Genomic DNA, 22966 nt, shown 5'->3' with positions numbered 1-22966 from the left:
TAAAAAGGGCCATGCTGCAACTGCGAAATATTATAAAGGATTTTGGGGACAGGCGTCTATTTGCCGGTATCAACTGGCATATCCGGCCTGCTGATCGTATTGGCCTTTGCGGAGAGAACGGTACGGGGAAGACCACCCTGTTGCGAATTCTTGCCGGAGAGGTGCATCTTGATGGCGGCGAGCTGCAAACCGCCCGCCAGACAACCATCGGCTACTTGCCTCAGGACGGCTTGGTGCATGACGGGCGAAGCCTCTTTGAGGAGGTGCGGTCGGCTCTTGCGGACCTTCTCGCCATGGAAGCCGAGTTGCGATCCCTGGAGGCTCAGATTGGCGAGGACAGCCCGTCGACTCTGTTGGAACGCTATGCAGAGGTGCAGGACGTTTTTCGGCATCGTGGCGGATATACCATGGAGGCGGAGATCGGCAGGGTGCTGGGTGGGCTCGGGTTTGCCGAGAACGATTGGCAAAAACCCTGCGAGGAGTTTTCCGGCGGTTGGCAGATGCGTATCGCTTTGGCCAAACTGCTGTTGCAGCGTCCCAATCTGCTGTTGCTCGATGAACCGACCAATCATCTCGATCTGCCAGCCCGGGATTGGCTTGAAAATTATCTGTCCGATTATCCTTTTGCCGTGGTGCTGGTCTCTCACGATCGCTTTTTTCTCGATCGGGTAGTCAATCGTATCGTTGAACTGTGGAATGGCGCCTTGACCGAGTATCCGGGTAATTACAGCGCCTATCTGACTGCGCGTGAACAGCGCATTACGGCCCTGCGGGCGGCGCGGGTGCGTCAGGATGAAGAAATTTCCCGCATCGAGTCTTTTATCAACCGCTTCCGATATCAGGCCAACAAAGCGGCCCAGGTACAAAGCCGGATCAAGCAGTTGGAAAAGATCGAACGTATCGATGTGCCTCCCGAGCGCAAAAGCATTGCTTTTAAATTCCCGGCTCCGCCCAAGGGCGGCCGCCAGGCTATGGAGTTGGAGGATGTCGAGCACGGATACGGCACCCTAAGCGTATTGCAGGATGTGTCTTTGCATATAGAGCGCGGAGAAAGGGTGGCACTGGTCGGCGCCAACGGGGCCGGCAAGTCGACCCTCATGCGTTTGCTGGCAGGGATTGAAGCGCCGCGAAGCGGTTCGCGGCGCGAAGGGCACAATCTGCATTTGGCATATTTTGCCCAGGACCAGGCCAGGGTACTGAATCCCGAGCACACGGTGTTGGAAGAATTGACCGCTGCGGCGCCCTTTGACATGGTGCCGCGGGTGCGGGATATTCTCGGGGCGTTTTTGTTCTCCGGTGACGACGTGCTCAAATCGGTAGCGGTATTGTCCGGTGGGGAACGAAACCGCCTGGCTCTGGCCATGCTGTTGTTGCGACCGGCCAATCTGCTGTTGCTCGATGAACCGACCAATCATCTTGATCTGCAATCCAAGGACGTGCTGCTACGTTCGTTGCTGGCTTACGAAGGAACCCTGGTTTTCGTGTCGCATGATCGCTATTTTGTCGATCGCCTGGCCACGCGGGTTGTCGAAGTTGGCGGCGGTCAGGCTTTGTCGCATCTCGGCAACTATGAGGATTTTCTGCGAGCCAAGGCTGCCGATGGTGACCGCAGTCACTCGGCCGAGCGCGTGGAACAGCATCAGGCGGCTTCCGCAACCGGAGCTGCCGGGGCCGAGTCGACTTCCGGAGCTTCGTATGAAGAACGCAAGGCCGCCAGGCGTGAAGAGCGCCGCAGACAGAAACAACTGGCGGAGATCGAAACGTTGATCGAGACCGGCGAGGAAAATCTTGCTCAATTGGAAGCTCGCCTGGCCGATCCCGGTCTGTATGAAGACCCCGAGCGTTCCCGGCAGATCGCTGCGGAATACCAGAGCCTGCAGGATGAGGTCGGCGTATTGTACCAACGGTGGGAGTCCCTGCAGCTGGAAGAATCGGCCTGAGTCCTGTCACGTTCTGTGACGAGGTTACGATCTGTTTTTTTGGAGGGTTCATGATTGCATTGCCGCGAGGTAAATCGGTAAAAGAGGGGATCGATCCCAAAGGTATAGATTGGCAGGAAGTGCTGGGAAAACTGCACGACGGTCATTTTACCGGATATTTGCATGTGACGGCTGCTGTCGGATCCGGGATTCTGCTTTTTTTTCGCGGGCAGGTCGCTACGATCCGCTACTGTTCCGGCAGTACGGAGCAGTCCGGTGAAGAGGCCTTGCTGAGTATCTTTTCGGACTCGCTTTCGGGACAGGCACGGCTGAATATCTATCGTTTGGAACCCGGTCTTGCCGTGGACATGTATAATTTGATCGAAGGTAACCCGCTTTACCAGGGGCAACGGCGTGAGTTGCTCGATATTCCCCATTTGATCGCGTTGCTGAAGCGTGATGCGTTCAGCGGCGGTTTGCATGTTCAGGCCAAGGAAGCCGTCGCCATTATTCTGATGCGAGAGGGTCGTTTCCTGGGGTTTTTCCACGACGGCTCTCCGACGCTGGCGACCGATGCGGAACTCTCCCGGTCCGTAGCATGGCAACCGGAAGCCACCATCGACGTGATTCGTTCCGCCGGGGTGGCGGAAGAGGACCTGCCCGACCTTTTGGCCAAAACCGATTTGGTGACGCTGTGGGACAAGGCATTGTTGAGTGCCGCCCACGTCGATTTGTAGGAGGTGTACCCGGGACGAAAGGAGCAGGGCATGATGCGTGAAACATTTGGCCGAATCGAATTGCTCGTAGGGGACATAACCCGTTTGGAGGTCGATGCCATCGTCAATGCGGCCAATCGCAGTTTGCTCGGCGGCGGCGGCGTGGACGGAGCCATACACCGTGCCGCCGGTCCTCGCCTGGTGGAGGAGTGTCGAAGCCTTAACGGTTGTGAGACGGGCGATGCCAAAATCACCGACGGGTACGATCTCCCGGCGCGCCATGTCATTCATACGGTCGGGCCGGTTTACCGCGGTCGCCCCAATGATCCGAAACTGCTGGCGTCATGCTATCGCACCAGTCTCGAACTGGCCCGTCAGCATGGCCTGACCAGTGTTGCCTTTCCGGCTATCAGTTGCGGTATCTATGGCTATCCCGTCGAGCGGGGATGCCGCATTGCCGTAGATACGGTGCGCGCCTTTCTCGATGACAACGATCTTCCGGAAAAGGTGATGTTCGTCCTTTTTTCGGAGGACTTTTTCCATATCTATCGTGAGTATCTGCGTAAGGTGACGTCCTGACCTTATCTCCGTTCAGGTGGCGACCCGAAAGACGAAGAATTCGATGAATATTCTGTTGCTGGAACCGTACCTGGCCGGGTCGCATGCCGCTTGGGCACAACAGTATGCCGCGTACAGCAGCCATCAGGTGCGGGTGCTCGGGTTGCCCGGTCGTCATTGGAAGTGGCGCATGCATGGCGGCGCAGTGACGCTGGCCCGGCAATGGCTTTCCGAAGAGACTTCCGCCGATATGCTGCTGGCCACCGATATGCTTGATCTGGCCTGTTTCCAAGGGTTGGTCCGCCAGCGTTGCGGTAGTGTGCCTTCCGTTCTCTATTTTCACGAAAATCAGTTGACCTATCCCTGGTCTCCTCGCGATGGCGATCCCGGCAAACAACGGGATGCTCATTATGCTTTCATGAATTTTACCAGTGCCCTGGCCGCAGATGCAGTGTTTTTCAATTCCCGCTATCATCATGAGGCCTTTTTCGAGGCATTGCCGCGTTTCCTGAAGCGTTTCCCCGATTGCCGTCCTCTGGATGATGTTGACCGGATTCGCGAAAAAAGCCAGGTTTTGCCCCTGGGACTGGATTTGCGGCGTTTCGACGAACATCGGGAACAGCCGGCCCAACCTGCCGACGTGCCGCTTATTTTGTGGAATCATCGCTGGGAGTACGATAAAAATCCCGAGGAATTTTTTGCGGCCCTATTCGTACTTGCTGATGAAGGTTGGCCTTTTGAGGTGGTCGTACTCGGCGAGTCGTTTGCCGAGACCCCGCCCATATTTCAACAGGCCCGGCAACGTCTCGGATCGCGCATTGTGCATTTCGGGTATGCGCGTGATTTTGCCGAGTATGCCCGCTGGTTATGGCGGGCTGATATTCTGCCGGTGACCTCCATTCACGATTTTTTCGGCATCAGTGTGGTCGAAGCCATGTATTGTCAGACATGGCCCCTGCTTCCGCGGCGTCTGGCCTATCCCGAACACCTGCCGGCCGAGTACCATTCCCGGCATCTGTACGACGGTATCGAGGAACTGCTGCAGCGTATGCGGGTGTTGCTGGCGGAGTCGACAGTTCCGGTTGATAACAGGGGGCCCCGTGAATGGGTGCAGGATTACGACTGGCACGGGCAGGCCAAGCGTTACGACAGGGTTCTGCAATCGTTGGCAACCCACTCTGCCCGGGGTACGGCGATGGCCGGCAGGGGGGCCGTTGGAGCGCAAAACCTGCTATAATAAGCCGTTAAAAAATTAAAGGTAACGGCGCCGTGCTTCTGTGCCCCGCGCCATTTCAGCTGTCCGGGGAACGGTTCCGTTGCTCCTATGGCGTTTAACCGGGTACACTTTGGGGCAGCCCCAGAAATGTTTCAGTAAACAACCGCAGGATGATTTGCACAGGTAACCAGACCTACCGGAGCGGCAATGAACGATGAATTTAACGATTTCCCGTTTTTCCCCGACGAGGAGCGCGACCTGCCCGAGTTGGCTCAACGCGCCTTGCAACAGGGGGAACTGGATCAGGCGTTGGAACTTGGTGAAACCTGGCTGGAGAGTCACCCCCTCGATGTGGATGCCATGCACCTGTGTGCCCTGGCGGCCGCCGGCCTGGGGGATGAGCTGAAAGCTTTGACGTTGTACCGCAAGGCCTTGCTTCTGGAACCGGCACATGGCCCTTTGCATCATAATCTTGGAGCGTTGCTGGAAAAGCGTAAGGATTATCTGCAGGCCTTGTCTCATTTACGTCGGGCTATGGTATTGCAGCCCGATTTTCCGGAAATTTATATCAATCTGGGCAATGTCCTCGACGCCCTTGGTCAGAGCGAGGAAGCTCTGGCCATGTACCGCGAAGCCATTCGGCGGCAGCCGGAAACGGGCGACGTATTTTTCAACCAGGGATGTGCGCTGAACCGTCTGGGCCGCTATCGCGAGGCGCTGGAGAGTTTCGATGCGGTTTTGCTGCAGGATCCGGGCAGTGCATCGGCTCTGAATGGCAAGGGGCTGGCTTTGATCGGATTGGGGTACGATGAGGAAGCCATCGCCGCTTTTTCAGCGGCCATTGAACGCACTCCGGATTCTACCCTTTATCGATACAACCGGGCCTTGGCGCTGCGCGGGCAGCAGCGCTTGCTTGAAGCGTTACAAGAGCTGGATGAGATATTGAACGTCGATGCGAACTATATCGACGCCGTTCTGCAAAAGGCAGAAGTTCTTCATCAGCTGGGCCTGGAACAAGAGGGCTGGGCGGCTCTGAAAAAAGCCGAAGAGTTGGACCCCGAGCATCCGGAAATCCCTTGCTGTCGTGGCCTGTTGCTTAAAAGTCAGGGGGATTTGACGGGCGCTTTGCAAGCTGTCGAACAATGTCTTGGCCATTTCCCGGATGATCGCAAAGCCCTTGGTCAAAAAGGCTTGATATTGATGGAACTGGGTCGCCTGGACGAGGCCGCATTATGTTTCAATGCCGTTCTCGAACAGGGGGAGAACGCGGACATTGCCTATCGCATGGCCTGTATCTATGCGCGTCAGGGGCAGGTTCGGAAGGCGGCCAAATCTCTGGATCAGGCCGCGGCCCGCGATCCGGAAAAATTACGCGCGGCCCAGACCGATACGGCTTTTGATACGGTGCGTGAAACACCATCGTTCAAACGTCTGTTCAAGAAATTTCACTTGCTGTAGAGGGACCGTGCTGGCGTTCTGCCCAGGGTGTTTCGGGCACTGCCGGGTGAGGCCGATTGTTGTCGTTCGCGAAGGCGGATGCATGATTCGGGCAGCGGGCTGACCCAGGCTTTTCAACGTCGCGTGGATGGGTATGGGTTTTTCCGGCTGTCAAGGGGAGTCTTATGCGACAACCGATTATCGGGGTTATCGGCGCTGCTTCGGTCGCTGCCGCCGGTTACGAGACCGGTCGCCAGGTAGGGCGGTTGATTGCCGAGGCCAATGCGGTGCTTGTGTGTGGCGGGCTTGGCGGCATCATGGAAGCCGCCTGCCGCGGTGCTTGTGAGGCTGGCGGCCAGACCCTCGGGCTGCTCCCTGGCCCTGATGCCGTCGCGGCCAATCCCTGGGTGACGCTGCCGCTACCAACCAATTTGGGACACGCCCGCAATGTGATTATTGCGCATACCGCCCAGGCCCTCATAGCCGTGGAGGGTGAGTACGGCACCTTGTCGGAGATGGCCATCGGCCTTAAGCTGGGCAAGCCGGTGGTGGCGCTTGACAGTTGGCCCGATCTGCCGGGTGTGATCTATGCGACCAATCCCGCGGAGGCTGTGGAAAGGGCATTGGGCGGCATCGGAATGGGTGGATGATATGCGTATACAACGAGGGGTGCCATGACTGTTGAGACGACGGTGGATTTACATCGGACGCTGGAGTTTACCGAGAAGTTTCTGGGCTGGATGCGGGGGCGCGGTGCCGTATTGATCGTTACCCACGATCATCCCGACCCCGATTCCCTGGCGGCGGCGATGGCTCTTAAACATCTGATTACAGTCAAGACCGGACAGCCCGCAACCATCGCCTTCGGTGGCATGATCGGGCGGGGGGAAAACCGGGTCATGGTCCGGAAGCTCGAGATCGATCTGGTGCCTCTTTCTTCCCTGGATCTTGATCGTTTCCAGGTGGTTTGCATGGTCGACAGCCAACCGGGTACGGGCAACAATTCCTTTCCGGTGGAGCGCAAGGTCGATCTGGTGATAGATCATCATCCTGCCAGGGAGTCATGCCGGGACGTACACTGGGTCGATGTTCGCGATGATTACGGTGCTACAGCCACCATGCTTTACGAATATCTGGAAGCTCAAGGTGTCTCCTTCGGTACCAAGCTTGCCACGATTCTTTTTTACGCCATAAAATCCGAGACGCAGGATCTCGGCCGGGACTGGATCCGGGCCGACCGCCGCGCCTATCTGCAGCTTCTGCCGCTGGTGAATAACAGTATCCTGTTTGATATTCTCCATCCCGAGGTGCCGCGTGCTTACTTCGCGCATTTCAGTCACGCGATTCAAAACGCCATGATTTACGAGGATATACTGGTGTTCAACCTTTATGAAATCGATACGCCCGATATGGTTGCCGAGCTGGCCGATTTTTTGCTGCGGGTCGATGAGGTCAAAGTTGTATTGGGGATGGGGCATTACCGCGACAGTGTGGCGTTGTCTTTCCGCACCCTGCGCAACGATCTGAATGCCGGCGAAATGCTGCAGTCGGTTGTCGCCGATCTGGGTACGGCAGGAGGGCACGGTATGATCGCCGGTGGGCAGATTCCCGGTATCGACGGCAGCCGGCAATCCCTTGCCTCCCTGGAACAGACCCTTACTCACCGATTGCTGCAGGCGTTTCACTACTATCCCGCGCCCGGTGTGCCCCTGGTGGCGGAGTGAGGACCTGGCTGGTCCTTGCATTGACACCGAATAAGGGCTGAGGTATAAGGAACCGCTTGAATCAAGGGGAGACCATGATCCGTTTTTTTATTCCGTTAATGCTTTTGTTTTTGTTATATGTCCTCCCTGTCCATGCCGCCGTTGAAATCACGGTGGAAGGGCAGCCGGCCGAACGGGTTGAAGAGGTCTATCACCGTGATGGTATGGACTATCTGGCCATTGACGATGTCTTGCCCGTACTGGGATTGTCCGGACGCTGGCAGTCGGTGAAGCATGTTTATCAGATCCAATCGCCCAAAGGCACGGCGGTTATCTCGCCTGGCAGTCATTTTCTTCGCTTGGGCGACCAGATGACTCCTCTTGGTCAACCGCCGCGATTTATCGATGGTCGACTGCGCATCTCCGTAAACTTTTTGCAGAATCAACTGGCGGCTCTGGTAAGTCGTCCCGTGGTGTATCGCAATCTCGATCCCAACAATATTCAGGATCCCAACCCTGGTACGGAGCTTGACCGTCTATTTGCGTTTCTGCTGCAGCGGGAACCCGAAAAAGCCGAAGACCAGCGTACCAAAACTACGGTGGCCATCGACCCCGGGCATGGCGGAGAGGATCCCGGTGTCATCGGGATCGACGGCATCAAGGAAAAGGCCGTCACGCTGGCCGTTGCTCAGGGTCTCGAAAAACAGATCAAGATGCGGCTCGATATGCCGGTTTTTCTTACCCGTAACGATGATTATTCCCTGCAGCGGGAGAAACGGTTGCAGAATCTCGCGCGTTCCGGTGCTGATCTGCTGCTGGTTCTGCATGCCCAGTCATCTCCCTCTACTCTTCCCCACGGCATTGTTCTTTTTGTGCGCCCCAGGGAGGAAGTCGCCTCCGGAACCGTTTCCGCTCGCGATGACAGCATGCAATTGGCCCAGGCACTGAAATCCTCCCTGCAGGCGGCAGGGTTGCCTGTGGCCGGGATTCTGCGGGCTCCGTTGTTGCCGTTGGGGCGGGGTGATTTGCCAACGGTGCTGGTGGAAATGGGCTACTTGAGCCATGTTTCCGACCAGGCACGTTTATCCGTGCCCCAGGGACAGAAAGACCTGGCCGTGGCTTTGTTCGAAGGTCTTAACTCTTTTGTCGAAACCAAGCAGGAGGAAGTTCTGTGAGTGATTCCGTAGCCCGGCGCGCCGATGGCCGTACCCCATCCGAGTTGCGTCCTATATATTTCAGCCGCGGTTTTACCCGTTATGCCGAAGGTTCGGTATTGGTGTCTTTCGGTGAAACCCGCGTTTTATGCAATGCGACCGTTGAAGAGGGCGTACCGTCCTTTCTTCGCGGCCAGGGGCAAGGTTGGATCACCGCTGAATATTCCATGTTGCCTCGCGCAACCCAGGTGCGGTCTGCACGTGAGGCCACCCGCGGTAAAGTCGGAGGCCGCACCAGTGAAATACAGCGGCTCATCGGGCGGTCGTTGCGGGCGATTTGCGACCTCGAAATGCTTGGGGAACGCACGATTCTCATCGACTGCGACGTTCTGCAGGCCGATGGAGGCACGCGTACTGCCGCCATAACCGGTGCTTACGTGGCTCTGCATGATGCCGTCTATGGCCTCGTGCGTGAAAACCAACTGTCCGATTCTCCCTTGCGCGACAGCGTCTCTGCCGTCAGTGTCGGATTGGTGGACGGACATCCGCTGCTCGACCTCGATTATGCCGAAGATTTCCGGGCCGCTGTAGATATGAATTTCGTCATCACCGGTTCCGGGCATTTCGTCGAGGTGCAAGGTACCGCCGAAGAACGCCCTTTCAGCATGGAAGAGTTGGACGATCTGCGCAATCTGGCCCTGGCGGGTTGTCGTGATTTGCATCGCTTGCAATTGCGGGCCCTGGAGGCATAACCATGGAGATGCTGGTAGCGACGCGCAACAAAGGGAAATTGCGGGAAATCGAGCGGTTGCTTGCCGACACCGATATCGTCGTCAAGGGGCTTGACGCTTATGGCGATCTTCCCGATGTGGTTGAGGATGGCGCGACTTTCGCTGCCAATGCGCGTAAAAAAGCCGCGACCATGGCGCGGCTTACCGGCTGTTTGACTGTAGCTGATGATTCCGGCCTGGCGGTTGAGGCCCTTGGCGGAAAGCCGGGCATCTACTCTGCCCGTTATGCGGGTGAGGAGGCTTTGGATAGCGACAATAACCGCAAGCTTCTCGAAGATATGGCTTCTGTGCCGGAGGGACAGCGACAGGCAGCATTTCATTGTGTCATGGCTCTGTGCACGCCGGAGGGCGATTGCCAATTGTTTGATGGCCGCCTGGATGGCGTCATTCTGACCCGGGGCAGGGGCGAGGGTGGCTTCGGTTACGACCCTCTTTTCCTGGTTCCCGAATACGGCCGTACCCTTGCCGAGTTGCCTCTCGATATCAAAAATCGCATAAGTCACCGTGGACAGGCCCTTAAGCGTCTTGTCGCCTATTTGCATTCCCCGGGTTGATGTCCCGGTGCCGTACCGGTGGGCTTTCAGTTTTTCGTCGGTTGTCTTTTTCCTTTTCGGTGATGTCCGTCCTGACAGGTTCACTGTCACTCGGACTGACCGCGCTTCCTTTCTTTCCGTATTCCTTCGGTTAAGTTTTTTTATTCGGAAACATTTCTCTGTCTGTGGTTGCATGCCCGGTATTATGCTGCATAATTCTACAGGTCATGGCTTGTTCTCTACGTGAAATTTCTGTAGTGGCAATACGCTGGCTTTCGGCTCTGTTCCTGTTGCTGTCTTGCAGTGCCTGCGGCAGGCCGGAGAACGCACCTCGTGCGGTTTCGCGTATCGATCTGGCGCGTTATGCTGGGATCTGGTACGAAATTGCCCGTTATCCCAATCGCTTCGAAAAAAACTGCGCGGGAGCAATGGCGATTTACAGGGTGCTTGATGACGGCGGTCTTGAGGTGGTGAATCGCTGCCGGGATATCACTGACGGCGGTCGCATTCGCGAGATTAAAGGTTACGCCAAGGTGCCCGATCCGTTGAATCCTGCGGAACTGAAGGTTACCTTTTTCTGGCCGTTTTATGGCCACTACTGGATTATCGCGTTGTCCGAAGATTATACTTGGGCAGTGGTCGGACATCCGCAGCGCAAATACTTATGGATACTGGCGCGCCAACCGGTTCTTGACCAGGGCGTGTTGCAGAAAATTCTATCGTTGATCGTTGAGCAGGGGTACGAACCGGAGCGTCTTGTTTTTGCGGATCAGGGGAAATAGACCGTCTCCATGATTGACAAATTCGGTTGTTCCTGCTTAATTAACCACTATAACCAAAAGGAGGTATAACCATGGGAAAATGGCAAATGATGCTGGGTGGCGCCGCATTATCGGTACTGGTTTTAAGCGGATGTTCAGCGCAGCTCAGCGCAACCGATCGTGAAATGCTCGATCAGGCCCTGCAGTCCGGTCAGATGGCTGCCGACTATGCCCAGAAGGCCCAGGCTTCTGCAGGCTTGGCGAGTGATGCAGCCATGCGTGCCGAAGATGCAGCACAGCGTGCTGAAGCCGCTGCGGGCCAGGCCGAACAAAGTGCTGCCGATGCTCAGGCCAGCGCCGAAAAGGCCCAACGTGCCTTCGAAATGTGTCAGCAAAAATAATCGGTTTTTTGGTGTTATGGGAGCCCTGCAATTTCAACTGCAGGGCTTTTTTTATATGCGCGGGAGGATTTTCATGGGGGCGATAAGCAGCGGTTCCCGGTGGTTTGTGGGGGGGGGAAGCTCAGGAATAAAGGCGAGGGTGATTCAGTCGTCCGATACAATGGTGGCGATGCCCCGGCCATGGGCTATTTCTTTTTCGACTGTTTGCATATTTATGACCCCTTGCCAGGGGAGTTGGGTAACCTGTTGCTTGAATGCCAGCAGTAAAGAGTCGGTATCCGCGTCGTCCGGGCGATGGACTTCCAACAGCAGTTTGCCGTCTTTTAAGCCGGTTTTGACCGGTTGTCGGATGATGCGAACCGTTGTTCCGGGTTTTACGCGGGCGAAAAGGTCTCTGATATCCGCCGGGTAAAGACGCAGACAGCCATGGCTGATACGGCGACCGACACCATAGGGCTTGCTGGTACCATGAATGCCGTACCCCCGCGCGGAAAGCCCCAGCCAGTACTCTCCCAGGGGGTTGTCGGGGCCCGCAGGAATCCGGGCCGCAAGTCGGGGGTTTTCCTTTCGAATGGAGGCCGGGGCGTACCATACGGGATGCACGATTTTTTCGGTGATTTCGAACTCCCCCTGGGGGGTATCCCACCCGGAACTTCCGATGCCGACGGGGTAGACGCGTACCCTCAACCTGTTTTGTTCCTGCCAGACATAATAGAGCCTGAATTCCGCCAGATTAATAGTGATGCCGGGTTTTATATCGGTGGGCAGTAAAAAGGCATAAGGCAGGATTATCTTGTCGCCGGCAGGGGGGAGCCAGGGGTCGGTGTCGGGATTCGCACGGCAAAGTGCGAGGTATCCCAGACCTGCCTGGCGCGCAATCTCGATCAGGGTTTCTCCCACGCCTATCTTGTAAGCACGGTGCTCGCCCATGAGGGCTGGATAGTCCGTTTGAGGCAGCAGGCTTTGCTCAAGGCGCTGGGGATACCAGGCCCAGGCGTTGCCGAAAGATATCCAGGCCAGGGCGCATAGGTAAATGATAAAATTTTTCATGAGCATGATTCTACTCCAAACAGGTTTTTTTATGAAGGTTTCCCTTTCTTTGTTTTTCAAAAACTTTGGGCATGGATTCGGATTCGGTCGTTAAAAATGCAAAAAATTTTTCGCCGATCCGGAAAAAAAGTTTTTTTCTGTTAGAATTGCAAGATTGTCGAGCGTTGGTGATGGTGTTGACGGTTGATCGCGGCTTGTCTGTCTTTCAGGTATCTGACGTTGGCCAGGCCGGCAGTCCGTTTTACGCGGTGTATGCATAACTTGCAGCCGCATGTATGCCATGCGATTTTGAGAGGGCCACTTTCCCCCGATTCTGGTTTTCAGAAGATTTTCCCTTCCTGCGGGCTTTTCCTCAATTTCCGTTTTCCACGCACAATGCAGCGTAGGTAACGCGCGGGAACTTTCAGCGATCCATGATGCAGGTGGCCAGATGGCAGAGACTTGTAGGGCATTATTGCCCTGTACCCGGGTTCGTACCTATCCCTTTGTCGACAGTCGATGGTGCCATGGCACCTGCCAGGGAGAATAAAGGTGAGTCAGACATGCTGTGAAGACGGATTTCCTTTGATGGATGATGGGTGTGCCATTGTTCCTCCGGATCTCACATTGAAAAAATATCAGGCTCTTGCCGAGGCGTTCGGCGGGGTCGTCTACGAATTGAATCATCCCGGGGGACGACTTGACTGGTCTGATCAGTGCTGGAGAATGTTCGGCATTACCAGGGAGGAGATGGGCAGCGATATCCAAAGTTGGCTTGTGCATATTCATCCGGAGGACCGTACCCATGCTTTCAAGGAAATGCATCGGACGCTGCGTTCCGGGCAACCAACGCAGCTCGAATACCGTGTGCAGCATCGCGACGGCCATTATGTGTGGGTGCAGGACTACAGTTATGTCTGTTGCCGCGGGGCAAACGATGTCTGTCATATCGTCGGATATCTGCAGAATATATCCGATACCAAAAAACATCTGAACGACCTTGACCTGGCGCGCAGGGCCATCGATTCATCAATAAACGCGATCGCTTTTACCGATCTCGAGGGGTGTTTGTCGTATGTCAACCGGTCGTTTGTCAGGATGATGGGCATTGACAAACCGGAAACGGCTATCGGGCGGCAGGTCGGCACCCTGTGGAAAAACCCCAAAAAGGCCCGAGTGGTTTTACGCAATTTGCAGAAATTCGGCGAATGGAGCGGAGAGGTCGCGGCTTTGCGTCCGGATGGCCTTTTGGCATATTTCGAGGTTTCCGCCCATGTGGTCGAAGATTCCGGCGGGCATCCGCATTGTTACATGGCCTCGTTTGTCGATGTAACTGAACAAAAGAAGGCCGAACAGGAAGTGCAGGAGTCGGAGGAAAAGTACCGTCTGTTGTTTTCCTCCTGTTCGGATGCCATTGTTATTTTTGATGCCGGATCTTTACGCATTGTCGATGTCAATGGCGCAGCGCTCGATCTGTACGGCTATACGCGTGACGAGTTTCTCGCTTTGGACGTGTTGGATTTGAGCGAAGAACCGGAGCAAAGCCGGTTGCGCATGCAACAGATTATCAGCGGCACGCTGCGTCATTTCCCCTTGGTCAGTCATCGTCGAAAAGACGGCACCCGCGTCGATGTCGAGGTGTCGGTCGGATCTTTCAGTTGGCAGAAACGGCAGGTGTTTGCAGGTTTTTTCCGGGATGTCAGCGAACGCCAGCGAATCGAAGAGCTTAAGGATGACATGTTGTCGTCCGTCAGCCATGAAATGCGTACGCCCCTGACGGCCATCATGGGGTTTACCGACTATCTTTTGAAATCGAATGACAGGCCGGAACGGCAGAAGGATTATCTGAGTATCATCCAGCAGCAAAGCGAACGGCTGAAAGAACTGGTGGAAAATCATCTCAACCTGCAAAGGCTGCGTGCCGGGCACGGGGTCGGCGCCATTCACCCTGTCGAAGTGTTGCCCCTGTTGCACGGTGTTTCCAATATGTTTTCTTCGGCTCGCGGTCGAGACCGCATCCGGATTCAGTGCCCGGAGGATTTGCCGCCGGTGCGTGGTGATGAAAACCAGCTTTATCGGGCACTGTATAACTTGTTGTCCAATGCCATTAAATATTCGTCGGAGGATCAGGAGATTCTTCTGGGGGCCCGACGAGCCGACGATGCTGCGGTGCTTTTCGTCAAGGACCAGGGCGTGGGGATCCCGAATGAACACCAGGCTACCATATTCGACCGATTCTTCCGGGTACCCGCCGGGGATCACGGTATGCGCGGTAGCGGATTGGGGCTCTCGCTTGTGCAGGAAATTATCAAAGCGCACAATGGCCGCATATGGTTGGACAGCGTTCCCGGGCAGGGCAGCTGCTTCTATCTTAAGTTACCGTTGTTCGGTTGACGTTGATGAATGATGCTGCGCGTGTTTGGCTGCCGCATGTCTGATCCGGTGCGACAGGGAGAGGTTTTTTCGGGGAATTCGTTGACACCCCGGTTTCCTGCGTTGTATTAAAGGTTGGGTTTTGCCCGTGTACCTCGAATGGTCAAGGAAATCGGAGGATTCATGATACAAATCGATTTTGAAAAAATGGGCGGTCTGGTGCCGGCCATTATACAGGATTATCAAACCAACGAAGTGCTGATGGTGGCATTTATCGACGAAAAAGCCCTGAAGCTGACTCTGGAGACGGGGAAAACCTGGCTTTTCAGTCGCAGCCGTAATAAACATTGGATGAAGGGTGAACAATCCGGTAATACTCAGGAAGTACAGGAAGTGTATACCGATTGCGATGCCGATGCCCTGGTCATCAAAGTCAAACAGAATGGTGGGGCTGCCTGCCATACGGGTAATCGCAGCTGTTTTTACGTGCGTTGGGAAGATGGCGCCTGGGTGGAGCACTCCGAACCTTTATTCGATCCGGATGAAGTCTATAAAAAATAACCGGGTAGCATTACCCGGTTATATTGATGGTCTTTTCGTCCTGTTTTCTGAGCGGGGATTGGTTAAACGCTGTTGCACGAAAAAGCAGTGCGCTGTATCGTTCCCCGGCCATATGGCAAGCAGAGTACGGGACATGGCCGAATACTTTTGATGTTTGTTTGCTAACGAAAAACCGAATACGCAGGGTGACGGAGAATGGATGTCGCCCTGCCGGTGAAAATGAGCGGAAGCGGCGTCTTTGTGCCGCGTTGAGCCGCATGGAATGGAGAATTTTATGGAGAGAACCCTGGCAATTATCAAACCCGATGCGTTCGCCGCCGGTCATGCCGGAGGTATTCTGGCACGTATTTACGAAGAAGGTTTTCGTGTGATCGGTATGAAAAAGCTGGCCCTGAGCGAAAAGCAGGCCGCCGGCTTCTATTACGTGCATGAGGGGAAGCCTTTTTTTGATGATCTCAAAGGATTCATGAGCAGCGGTCCCTGTGTTGTCATGGTGCTGGAGGCCGATGGAGCCATCCGCAAATGGCGAGATCTTATGGGGGCGACCAATCCTGCCGATGCTGCGGCCGGTACGCTGCGCAAGGAATTCGGAACCTCTCTCGGCCGCAATGCGGTGCACGGATCCGATGCTCCGGAGACTGCAGCGTTCGAGGTGGGGTATTTCTTCGCGGGACTGGATTTGCTCTGATCGTGTCCCATGTTTAACCTGAATTAGATTGGGCCTTGTGCCCTGAAAGCCCTTCGGATACAATCGGAGGGCTTTTTTACAAAGAATCTTACGGGGTTGAACCGCCGCATGGATGTATCGATGGATCAAGACACACGAATCGACCTGAAAAATTTTACGCTGGAAGAATTAACGGAATTTCTGGCCGGCATGGGCAAAGAGCGTTTTCGTGCCGGCCAGGTTATGCGCTGGATGTACCATCGCCTGGTCGACGATTTCGACGCCATGAGCGATTTGTCCAAAGTCCTGCGGGCCGAATTGCATCAACGCGCGCGCATCTCCCGTCTGACTCCGGAAGCGACGGAAGATAGTCGCGACGGTACCCGCAAGTATCTGTTCCGCCTTGAAGACGGCGAAACCATCGAATCCGTTCGAATTCCCATGGACGATAATCGGGCCACCCTGTGCATCTCCACCCAGGTCGGCTGTGCCATGGGCTGCGTTTTTTGCCATACCGGAAGTTTCGGACTGGTGCGTAATCTTACCCCTGGGGAGATCGTCAATCAGGTTTGTGCCGCCCTGGCGGACGGTCCGGTGAACAATATCGTGCTTATGGGGATGGGGGAGCCGCTGCATAATCTTGACAATGTGGTCAAGGCCTTGCAGATTCTTTATATGCCGCAGGGGCTCGATTACAGTCCCCGCAAGGTTACCCTTTCGACGGCCGGCCTGGTGCCGCAGATGCAGGAGCTGGGAAAACGGGTGCGCGTCAACCTGGCGGTGTCGCTCAATGCCACCACCGACGAGGTCCGCAACCGGCTCATGCCCGTCAATCAACGCTATCCCCTGCAACAGCTTATGGCTGCCTGTCGGCAGTATCCTCTGCATGCCAAAAAGCGTATTACCTTTGAATACATTCTGATCCGGGATGTCAACGACTCCGACCAGGACGCGCGCCGGTTGGTGAAACTGCTGCACGGGATCAAAGCCAAAGTCAATATCATCCCATTTAATGAACATAGTGCCTCAGAGTTCAGGGCGCCAACGGAGGAACGCATCTCCAGGTTTCAGGGCTATCTGCTCGATCATGGCATGGTTGCCATCCGTCGGGCCAGCAAAGGCCAGGATATCTCCGCCGCGTGCGGTCAGCTTAAGGGAAAATTGACCGTATCACCGCCAGCGCAGGAGTCCGAAAGAAACTCTGCCCGTCCTGATCGCTCTCAGGGGAAAGGTAAGCATTTATGAAACAGCCGATCGTAGGGGTTATTGGTGGCAGCGGTCTGTACGATATGGAAGGATTGACGGATGTTTGCGAGGTAAGTCTCGATACGCCCTTTGGCGCTCCGTCCGATGTCTTTGTGACCGGCGTGCTCGACGGTGTCAAGATGGTTTTCCTGCCCAGGCACGGACGAGGCCATCGACTGCTGCCTTCGGAAGTACCCTACCGGGCCAATATCCACGGCATGAAGCAGCTGGGCGTGGACAGGATCATCTCTGTTTCGGCGGTCGGCAGTATGCGCGAACAGATCGTTCCCGGGCATATCGTCATCCCCGATCAATTCTTCGATCGCACTCAGGGCAAGCGCAACGGGTCATTTTTTGGTGACGGCATTGTCGGGCATGTGCAGTTTGCCGATCCTGTATGTCCGGATCTTTCCCGGCTACTGGCAGCTTCAGCACGCGCGGTTGGTGCCACTGTTCACGAAGGCGGAACCTACCTGTGTATCGAAGGCCCCAATTTCTCCACCCGTGCTGAATCGAAAATCTATCGCAGTTGGGGGGTCGATATCATCGGCATGACCAACATCCCCGAGGCGCGGCTGGCCCGTGAGGCCGAAATCTGTTATGGCACAGTGGCTCTAGCCACGGATTACGATTGCTGGCATGAGGGGCATGACGATGTGTCCGTCGATGCCGTGATAGCCATCATTCAAAAAAATGTGGCCACGGCGCGGCGGATTATTCGGGAAGCGGTCGGCAGCCTGGTTTCCCGTCCCGGTTGTTCCTGCGGTGAAGCTTTGCGGTATGCCATCATGACCGCGCCGGACGCGATCGCTGCCGATACCCGCGAAAAGTTGGATTTACTTATCGGTAAATATCTTTGATTATTTTCTGTCCTCAGTTGCGTTGAGGTGGAGGTGCCCATGGTTCAAAAGATGGCGTGTGCAGGGTGGTGCTTGATGGCGCTGGCGCTGGTTGTGTCCGGGTGTACGCCTTCCAGCGGATCCCGTACGAAGGCGACGCAAAACGCCAAGGTACAATACACCCTTGGTGTGGCCGAACTCAAAAACAATAACCCGACCATGGCGCTGGCCAAATTTCTTGAAGCGGAAAAGTTCGATAAGAACGATTCCGACATCCAGGAAGGTCTGGCCCAGGCGTATCAGCGCAAGGGGGCTTTTGCGGAAGCGGAAAAGCATTATTTACGGGCCATTGAACTACGTCCGGATGAACCGCGGTATTTCAATAATCTCGGAGCGCTCTACCTGGATATGCAACGGCCCGATGATGCCCTGCTTCACCTGAATAAGGCTGCCACCAATCTGCTGTTCCCTCAACCCGAAATTCCCCTGACCGGTATCGGAATGGCGTATTTTATGAAGCAGGAACATCAACAGTCCATAGCCTCCTATCGGGAAGCCTTGAGTAAAAATCCGAGGTATATCGAAGCGTATCTTCGCCTCGGAGAAGTTTTGACCACTCTTGGCCAGGTCGATCGCGGGTTGATTGAATATAAGAAAGCTCTGCTGTTGGCTCCAGAATATGGGCGTCTGCATTTTTATATGGGGATGGCTTATATGAAAAATGGCCAGATGGATCCGGCTCGCCAGGCTTTTCTTAAAGTCCGGGAGTTGATACCTGAATCGGAGATGGGCATCAGGGCCGGCGATTATCTTGACATGTTACAGTGAGACGTGAACGCTATGCATGACACATCAACAGAGGACAGTCCCGCCGAAGTGCCGGTTGCCAGCCTGGGAAAGCAACTGCAAGAGCGACGTGAGGCCATGGGGTTGAGTCTGCAGGCTGTGGCAGAACGTACCCGCATCCGTTCGGCTTATCTGCGGTCATTCGAGGACGATGATTACGAGGCGTTGCCCGCAGCCGCCTATGCCGTTGGTTTTTTGCGTCAATATGCAACATTGCTGGGGCTCGATGCCGAGCAGGCGCTGAAGGAGTTTCGCGGTGCCGCGCAGTCTGTCGCCCAGCCCCTGTCGCAGCTTCCTACCCCTGAAAACTCCGGCACCGAGCTGGAGCCGGCCGGGAAGAAGCGCCCGGGATTCCCGATTTGGCTGTTGATTGCCCTGGGTGCCATTTTGGTTGCCGGCTGGCTGTTTTACGTGGAAAACCGCGAAACGTGGATTCCTGTATCCAAAGAATCCGCAACGCCAGCCTTGCCCGCCAGTGAACCAGCGGCGGGGATTTCTGCCTCGCAATCTTCGATGAAATCCGATGCGGCACCTGAGCCGCAGAGTTCGCCACCCTCCGCATCTGAAGCTTCCGCCCCGGTGCAGGATGCAGATGTCCCCGTCGAAACCAGCGAAGCGTCCGAAGATGCGCTGATTTTCCCTCTGCCCGCAGGCGGGGCGGTGTTTCGCATCGCCTCCAAAGGAAGCGGCTGGGTGGAAATAGAGGCTGATCGGCGGCCTCTGCAGAACTACGATATGCAACCAGGCACGCGCGTCGAATGGACCGTCCATGATTTTGCGGAAATCCGGGTCAGTATTCCCGGCGGCGTGCAGGCATGGCTGGACGGTCGTGAAGTGAGTTTGCCCGATACCTGCGTGGTGATCCTCCGACAGCCCCCGGCAACGGTGGCGTCGACGGCCATGTCCGCACATCGCGCCGGGGAACATTGACATGGGAAGCGTTTTGACCGAAGAAAATCTGGGCCCCATCGTGGAAGAGGTGCATGCCCGATGCGGGATGGCCCCTTTCGATCTGGCTTTGATCCTCGGATCGGGCCTGGGGCAGGTCGCTGACGCAGTGGAGGATGTAAAAGTCTGGGAGTACAGGGATTTTTCCTGCTTTCCGGCCGTTGCCGTGGCCGGACACGCCGGCCGGTTGCTGGCCGGCACTCTGCATGGCCGCCGGGTACTGATCTTTCAGGGACGCTTTCATCTGTATCAGGGATTGACCGCCTGGCAGACGGCCGTGCCCGTGCGACTGGCGCATGCTCTGGGTTGTCGGCGGTTGTTGCTGACCAACGCCGTTGGCGGTATTCACCCCGACTTGGATGCCGGATGTTTCATGTTCGTCGCCGATCATATTAATGTGCTGGGCGACAATCCTTTACGCGGGATGTGCGGCGATACTTTCGTCGATTTATCCAGGCTTTATCGTACGGATCTTTTCAAGTCTCTGCGTACCGAAGCGCTGTCCCATAATATCCATGTGCAACAGGGGGTTTTGGCAGCGGTACCGGGACCCTCCTACGAAACTCCGGCGGAAGTGCGTGCTCTCAGGCAGATGGGTGCCGATGCCGTTTCCATGTCATTGATTCCTGAAGCCATTATGGCCGGGGCCCTTGGCCTTGAGGTTGTCGGACTCAGCTCTGTCACCAATCGTGCCGCCGGCCTTGGCACAAAGCGTCTTTGTCATGACGAGGTACTCGCCTCCGGCAGCAATACTGCAAAAAACCTTTCCGTGTTGGTCGCTTCCCTTTGCCTGGGCTGGTTTTAAACCTGCGACAAGCGCAATGCTTTCCTGTGGTTAGAATCTGTAACATGCTGAAATTAAGGAAAAAACACATTTTTTGATGATTTTGCAGCGGCTTGACAGTCCACGACCCGGTGGTATGCTTTAGGCAAATCAGGGAAGGGGGTGTCAGCAGTGCAGAATCGGGAAAAGATTCTGGTAGTGGACGATGAAGAAAATGCCCGCATTGCTCTTCGGGCTATTCTGCAGAATGAAGGCTATCAGGTAGATAGTGTGGCTAACGGCTTCGAGGCTCTCGAGTTTTTGCGCATGCATAAGGTCAATGTCGTGATCAGCGATCTTAAGATGCCGGAGATGAACGGGCTTTCCTTTCTTCGCGAACTTAATCGACGTTATCCCAGTACCAGGGTGATCATGGTAACCGCTTATGGCGGGGTCGAATCGTATCTTGAAGCAATCCAGCTGGGTGCTTTTGAATACATCCATAAGCCTGTAAAGGTGGATGAACTCAAATTTATCATGCATAAGATGCTGACCGAGGAGCGGCCAGTCAACGCTAACTGATCTGTTTCGGGGAGTGGCAATGAAAGATTTCAAGACGGTATTGTTTGCAACTGATTTTTCGGAAAATTCCGAGTATGCGTTCGAATATGCGCTGGCGATGGCCCGCAAATATGAATCCCTGCTGGTTATAGTCCATGTCATTAACGAACCGGTCGACTTGCGTGGATTTTACGTGCCGCATATTTCTTTCGAATCCCTGGAAGAGGAAATAGAAGAAGGTGCTCGCAAGATGATGGAAAAGTTTTGCCGTATGCACATCGCCGATTATGAAAACTACCAGACCTTTATTGTCCCTGGCATCCCTTACGATGAGATTATCAAAAAAGCCATGGAGCTACCCGCCGATCTCATCATTATGGGGACTCAGGGCCGTTCCGGTCTGGATCATGTCTTGTTCGGAAGTACCGCCGAGAAGGTGGTGCGCAAATCCCCGGTACCGGTTATGACCGTGCGTGTTCCAGCCTGAATCTCAAACTGATCCATGTCTTCGGGGGCGACCTTAGGTCGCCCTTTTTTTATATGGGCTCGGGGTGGGTCGAGCGTCTTTGGGTATTTCTCCCTTGCATAAAGGAATTGCGCAAGGGTATCCTTGGCTACTAAGAAAAGGTCTGCACAGGCGACTTGATGATGGTTCCAAGAGGGTTATTGTCCATCGGCGGGCGCATATCATTCTTTGGGGCCGGATATTTTTGTTGCGAGGTGATTTTAATCATTTCAAGGAGATGGGGATGTCCAGCCGGATTCTAGTGGTGGATGACGAGGCGATTATTCTGCAATTGGCCACCATGGTATTGACCAGCAGAGGTTTCGAGGTGCTTACCGCTCACAGTGGGCAGGAATGTCTTGAAATCGTCGAACAGGAATCGCCGGATCTGGTGTTGCTGGATTACATGATGCCTGTCATGGACGGAATGACGACACTGCGTCATCTGCGTCAGGCTCACCCCGACACCTATGTCATCATGTTAACCGGTAAAGGCAGTGAACAGATTGCCGTTGATGTGATGAAGGCCGGTGCCGCCGACTATATTCTCAAGCCTTTTAAAAATCAGGATTTGGTGGAACGCATTGAGAATGTGTTACGCATTCGGCGTATCGAGATTCACAACCGGGAATTGCGGGAGGAACGCGAGCGCCTTTTAAGCCAGATCGAAGGCTGGAACCTTGAACTGGAAAGGCGCGTGGCGGAAAAAACCCGTGAACTGGAACTGGCCCATAATGAAATTCTGCAAGCCGAAAAACTTGCCGCACTGGGACATGTTTCCGCCGGGATGGCCCACGAAATTCGCAATCCCCTCAACGCCATCGGCCTGTTTGCCCAGATTCTTAAACCGGTGCTGGCTCACGATGCCGAAAAAGCCGGGTATATCGATAAATTGCTGCATGAAGTCGATCGTATCGATGGGATCCTGTCCAAGCTTCTGGACGCCAGCAAAGGGCCTCAAGTAACCCTGGAGCCGGTTTGCCTGGTCGAAACCATAGATCGTATCCTCGAGACCTTCAGTGCGCAGCTCAATGCCAGTGGTGTGAGTGTCGACAAGCATTATGAACAGGTGCCGCCACCGATGATGGCGGACAAGGGGGAAGTTGAACAGATCTTCACCAACCTTTTCGCCAACTCCCTGTATGAGATGCAGCACGGGGGGGCGCTGAAGGTCGGGGTTCGGTACGACGGCTATAATGTGACCATCGAGGTTTCCGATACCGGCGGAGGCATTCCCAGGGAAAATCTGAGCAAGATATTCGACCCGTTTTTTACCACCAAGACCAAAGGTACCGGTTTCGGATTGTCCGTGGTACTGCGCATTGTCAAAAGTTACAAAGGCCACATCAACGTACGTAGCACGGAAGGGGAGGGCACCATATTCAATCTGGAATTTCCCCTTGCTTTGGAAACAACCTGATTTTCGTGTATGTCACGGAA

At 55.2% G+C, this 22966-nt stretch carries 24 protein-coding genes; 23 read left to right on the top strand and 1 reads right to left on the bottom strand.

The window, feature by feature from the left end; genetic code table 11:
• Positions 1–11 precede the first annotated feature (11 nt).
• The 12 genes from PCAR_RS11220 (at position 12) to PCAR_RS11165 (ending at position 11189) form a co-directional block, all read left to right on the top strand.
• Positions 12–1940 (top strand): ABC-F family ATP-binding cassette domain-containing protein, encoded by a 1929-nt coding sequence (locus tag PCAR_RS11220; RefSeq protein ID WP_011341790.1) that lies wholly within the window; start codon positions 12–14, stop codon positions 1938–1940.
• Positions 1941–1990: 50 nt separating this feature from the next.
• Positions 1991–2656, top strand: coding sequence for a DUF4388 domain-containing protein (locus tag PCAR_RS11215; protein ID WP_011341789.1), 666 nt, complete (start codon positions 1991–1993; stop codon positions 2654–2656).
• A gap of 30 nt (positions 2657–2686) precedes the next feature.
• Positions 2687–3214 carry an O-acetyl-ADP-ribose deacetylase gene (locus PCAR_RS11210; RefSeq protein ID WP_011341788.1) on the top strand — a complete coding sequence of 176 codons (528 nt, stop codon included), beginning with the start codon at positions 2687–2689 and terminating at the stop codon, positions 3212–3214.
• A 43-nt stretch (positions 3215–3257) separates the two neighbouring features.
• Positions 3258–4430 carry a tRNA-queuosine alpha-mannosyltransferase domain-containing protein gene (locus PCAR_RS11205; RefSeq protein WP_011341787.1) on the top strand — a complete coding sequence of 391 codons (1173 nt, stop codon included), beginning with the start codon at positions 3258–3260 and terminating at the stop codon, positions 4428–4430.
• A 186-nt stretch (positions 4431–4616) separates the two neighbouring features.
• On the top strand, positions 4617–5867 hold the full coding sequence (locus tag PCAR_RS11200) for a tetratricopeptide repeat protein (RefSeq protein WP_011341786.1): 1251 nt from the start codon (positions 4617–4619) through the stop codon (positions 5865–5867).
• 164 nt (positions 5868–6031) lie between these two features.
• A complete protein-coding gene (locus tag PCAR_RS11195) occupies positions 6032–6496 on the top strand; it encodes a TIGR00725 family protein (protein WP_011341785.1) in 465 nt (154 codons plus the stop codon).
• 24 nt (positions 6497–6520) lie between these two features.
• A complete protein-coding gene (locus PCAR_RS11190; RefSeq protein WP_011341784.1) occupies positions 6521–7570 on the top strand; it encodes a DHH family phosphoesterase in 1050 nt (349 codons plus the stop codon).
• A 74-nt stretch (positions 7571–7644) separates the two neighbouring features.
• Positions 7645–8724 (top strand): N-acetylmuramoyl-L-alanine amidase family protein, encoded by a 1080-nt coding sequence (locus tag PCAR_RS11185; RefSeq protein WP_011341783.1) that lies wholly within the window; start codon positions 7645–7647, stop codon positions 8722–8724.
• On the top strand, positions 8721–9455 hold the full coding sequence (rph, locus tag PCAR_RS11180; protein ID WP_011341782.1) for a ribonuclease PH: 735 nt from the start codon (positions 8721–8723) through the stop codon (positions 9453–9455). The genes PCAR_RS11185 and rph overlap by 4 nt, the downstream gene beginning before the upstream one ends.
• A gap of 2 nt (positions 9456–9457) precedes the next feature.
• Positions 9458–10048 carry an XTP/dITP diphosphatase gene (locus PCAR_RS11175; protein ID WP_011341781.1) on the top strand — a complete coding sequence of 197 codons (591 nt, stop codon included), beginning with the start codon at positions 9458–9460 and terminating at the stop codon, positions 10046–10048.
• A gap of 206 nt (positions 10049–10254) precedes the next feature.
• Entirely contained in the window at positions 10255–10809 is a 555-nt protein-coding gene (locus PCAR_RS11170) for a lipocalin family protein (protein ID WP_011341780.1), read from the top strand.
• A 71-nt stretch (positions 10810–10880) separates the two neighbouring features.
• On the top strand, positions 10881–11189 hold the full coding sequence (locus PCAR_RS11165) for a hypothetical protein (RefSeq protein WP_041531359.1): 309 nt from the start codon (positions 10881–10883) through the stop codon (positions 11187–11189).
• Positions 11190–11333: 144 nt separating this feature from the next.
• Here PCAR_RS11165 and PCAR_RS11160 read toward each other — a convergent pair whose 3' ends face one another.
• Positions 11334–12239, bottom strand: coding sequence for a L,D-transpeptidase family protein (locus PCAR_RS11160; protein WP_158447419.1), 906 nt, complete (start codon positions 12237–12239; stop codon positions 11334–11336).
• 531 nt (positions 12240–12770) lie between these two features.
• Here PCAR_RS11160 and PCAR_RS17895 point away from each other — a divergent pair.
• From PCAR_RS17895 to PCAR_RS11100, 11 genes are all read left to right on the top strand, one after another.
• Positions 12771–14612 carry a PAS domain S-box protein gene (locus PCAR_RS17895; protein WP_011341776.1) on the top strand — a complete coding sequence of 614 codons (1842 nt, stop codon included), beginning with the start codon at positions 12771–12773 and terminating at the stop codon, positions 14610–14612.
• A 162-nt stretch (positions 14613–14774) separates the two neighbouring features.
• Positions 14775–15152, top strand: coding sequence for a phosphoribosyl-AMP cyclohydrolase (hisI, locus tag PCAR_RS11145; protein WP_011341775.1), 378 nt, complete (start codon positions 14775–14777; stop codon positions 15150–15152).
• A gap of 274 nt (positions 15153–15426) precedes the next feature.
• Positions 15427–15840: a nucleoside-diphosphate kinase gene (gene ndk / locus PCAR_RS11140; protein WP_011341774.1), complete on the top strand. Its 414-nt coding sequence runs from the start codon at positions 15427–15429 to the stop codon at positions 15838–15840.
• A gap of 120 nt (positions 15841–15960) precedes the next feature.
• Positions 15961–17064 (top strand): 23S rRNA (adenine(2503)-C(2))-methyltransferase RlmN, encoded by a 1104-nt coding sequence (gene rlmN / locus PCAR_RS11135; protein WP_052643399.1) that lies wholly within the window; start codon positions 15961–15963, stop codon positions 17062–17064.
• On the top strand, positions 17061–17924 hold the full coding sequence (mtnP, locus tag PCAR_RS11130; protein ID WP_011341772.1) for an S-methyl-5'-thioadenosine phosphorylase: 864 nt from the start codon (positions 17061–17063) through the stop codon (positions 17922–17924). The genes rlmN and mtnP overlap by 4 nt, the downstream gene beginning before the upstream one ends.
• A 39-nt stretch (positions 17925–17963) precedes the next feature.
• Positions 17964–18731, top strand: coding sequence for a tetratricopeptide repeat protein (locus tag PCAR_RS17890; RefSeq protein ID WP_011341771.1), 768 nt, complete (start codon positions 17964–17966; stop codon positions 18729–18731).
• A 12-nt stretch (positions 18732–18743) separates the two neighbouring features.
• Complete coding sequence (locus tag PCAR_RS17885) at positions 18744–19679, top strand: helix-turn-helix domain-containing protein (protein ID WP_011341770.1); 936 nt, start codon at positions 18744–18746, stop codon at positions 19677–19679.
• Between the two features lies 1 nt (position 19680).
• Entirely contained in the window at positions 19681–20502 is an 822-nt protein-coding gene (locus PCAR_RS11115) for a purine-nucleoside phosphorylase (RefSeq protein ID WP_011341769.1), read from the top strand.
• Between the two features lie 150 nt (positions 20503–20652).
• On the top strand, positions 20653–21042 hold the full coding sequence (locus PCAR_RS11110) for a response regulator (RefSeq protein ID WP_011341768.1): 390 nt from the start codon (positions 20653–20655) through the stop codon (positions 21040–21042).
• A 19-nt stretch (positions 21043–21061) separates the two neighbouring features.
• Entirely contained in the window at positions 21062–21508 is a 447-nt protein-coding gene (locus tag PCAR_RS11105) for a universal stress protein (RefSeq protein ID WP_011341767.1), read from the top strand.
• Positions 21509–21770: 262 nt separating this feature from the next.
• On the top strand, positions 21771–22946 hold the full coding sequence (locus tag PCAR_RS11100) for a hybrid sensor histidine kinase/response regulator (protein WP_011341766.1): 1176 nt from the start codon (positions 21771–21773) through the stop codon (positions 22944–22946).
• Positions 22947–22966 lie beyond the last annotated feature (20 nt).

It is taken from the genome of Syntrophotalea carbinolica DSM 2380 (assembly GCF_000012885.1).
Classification (GTDB): Bacteria; Desulfobacterota; Desulfuromonadia; order Desulfuromonadales; family Syntrophotaleaceae; genus Syntrophotalea; species Syntrophotalea carbinolica.
Note: the sequence above shows the minus strand (reverse complement) of the source record. Positions and strands in the feature narration are given on the sequence as shown.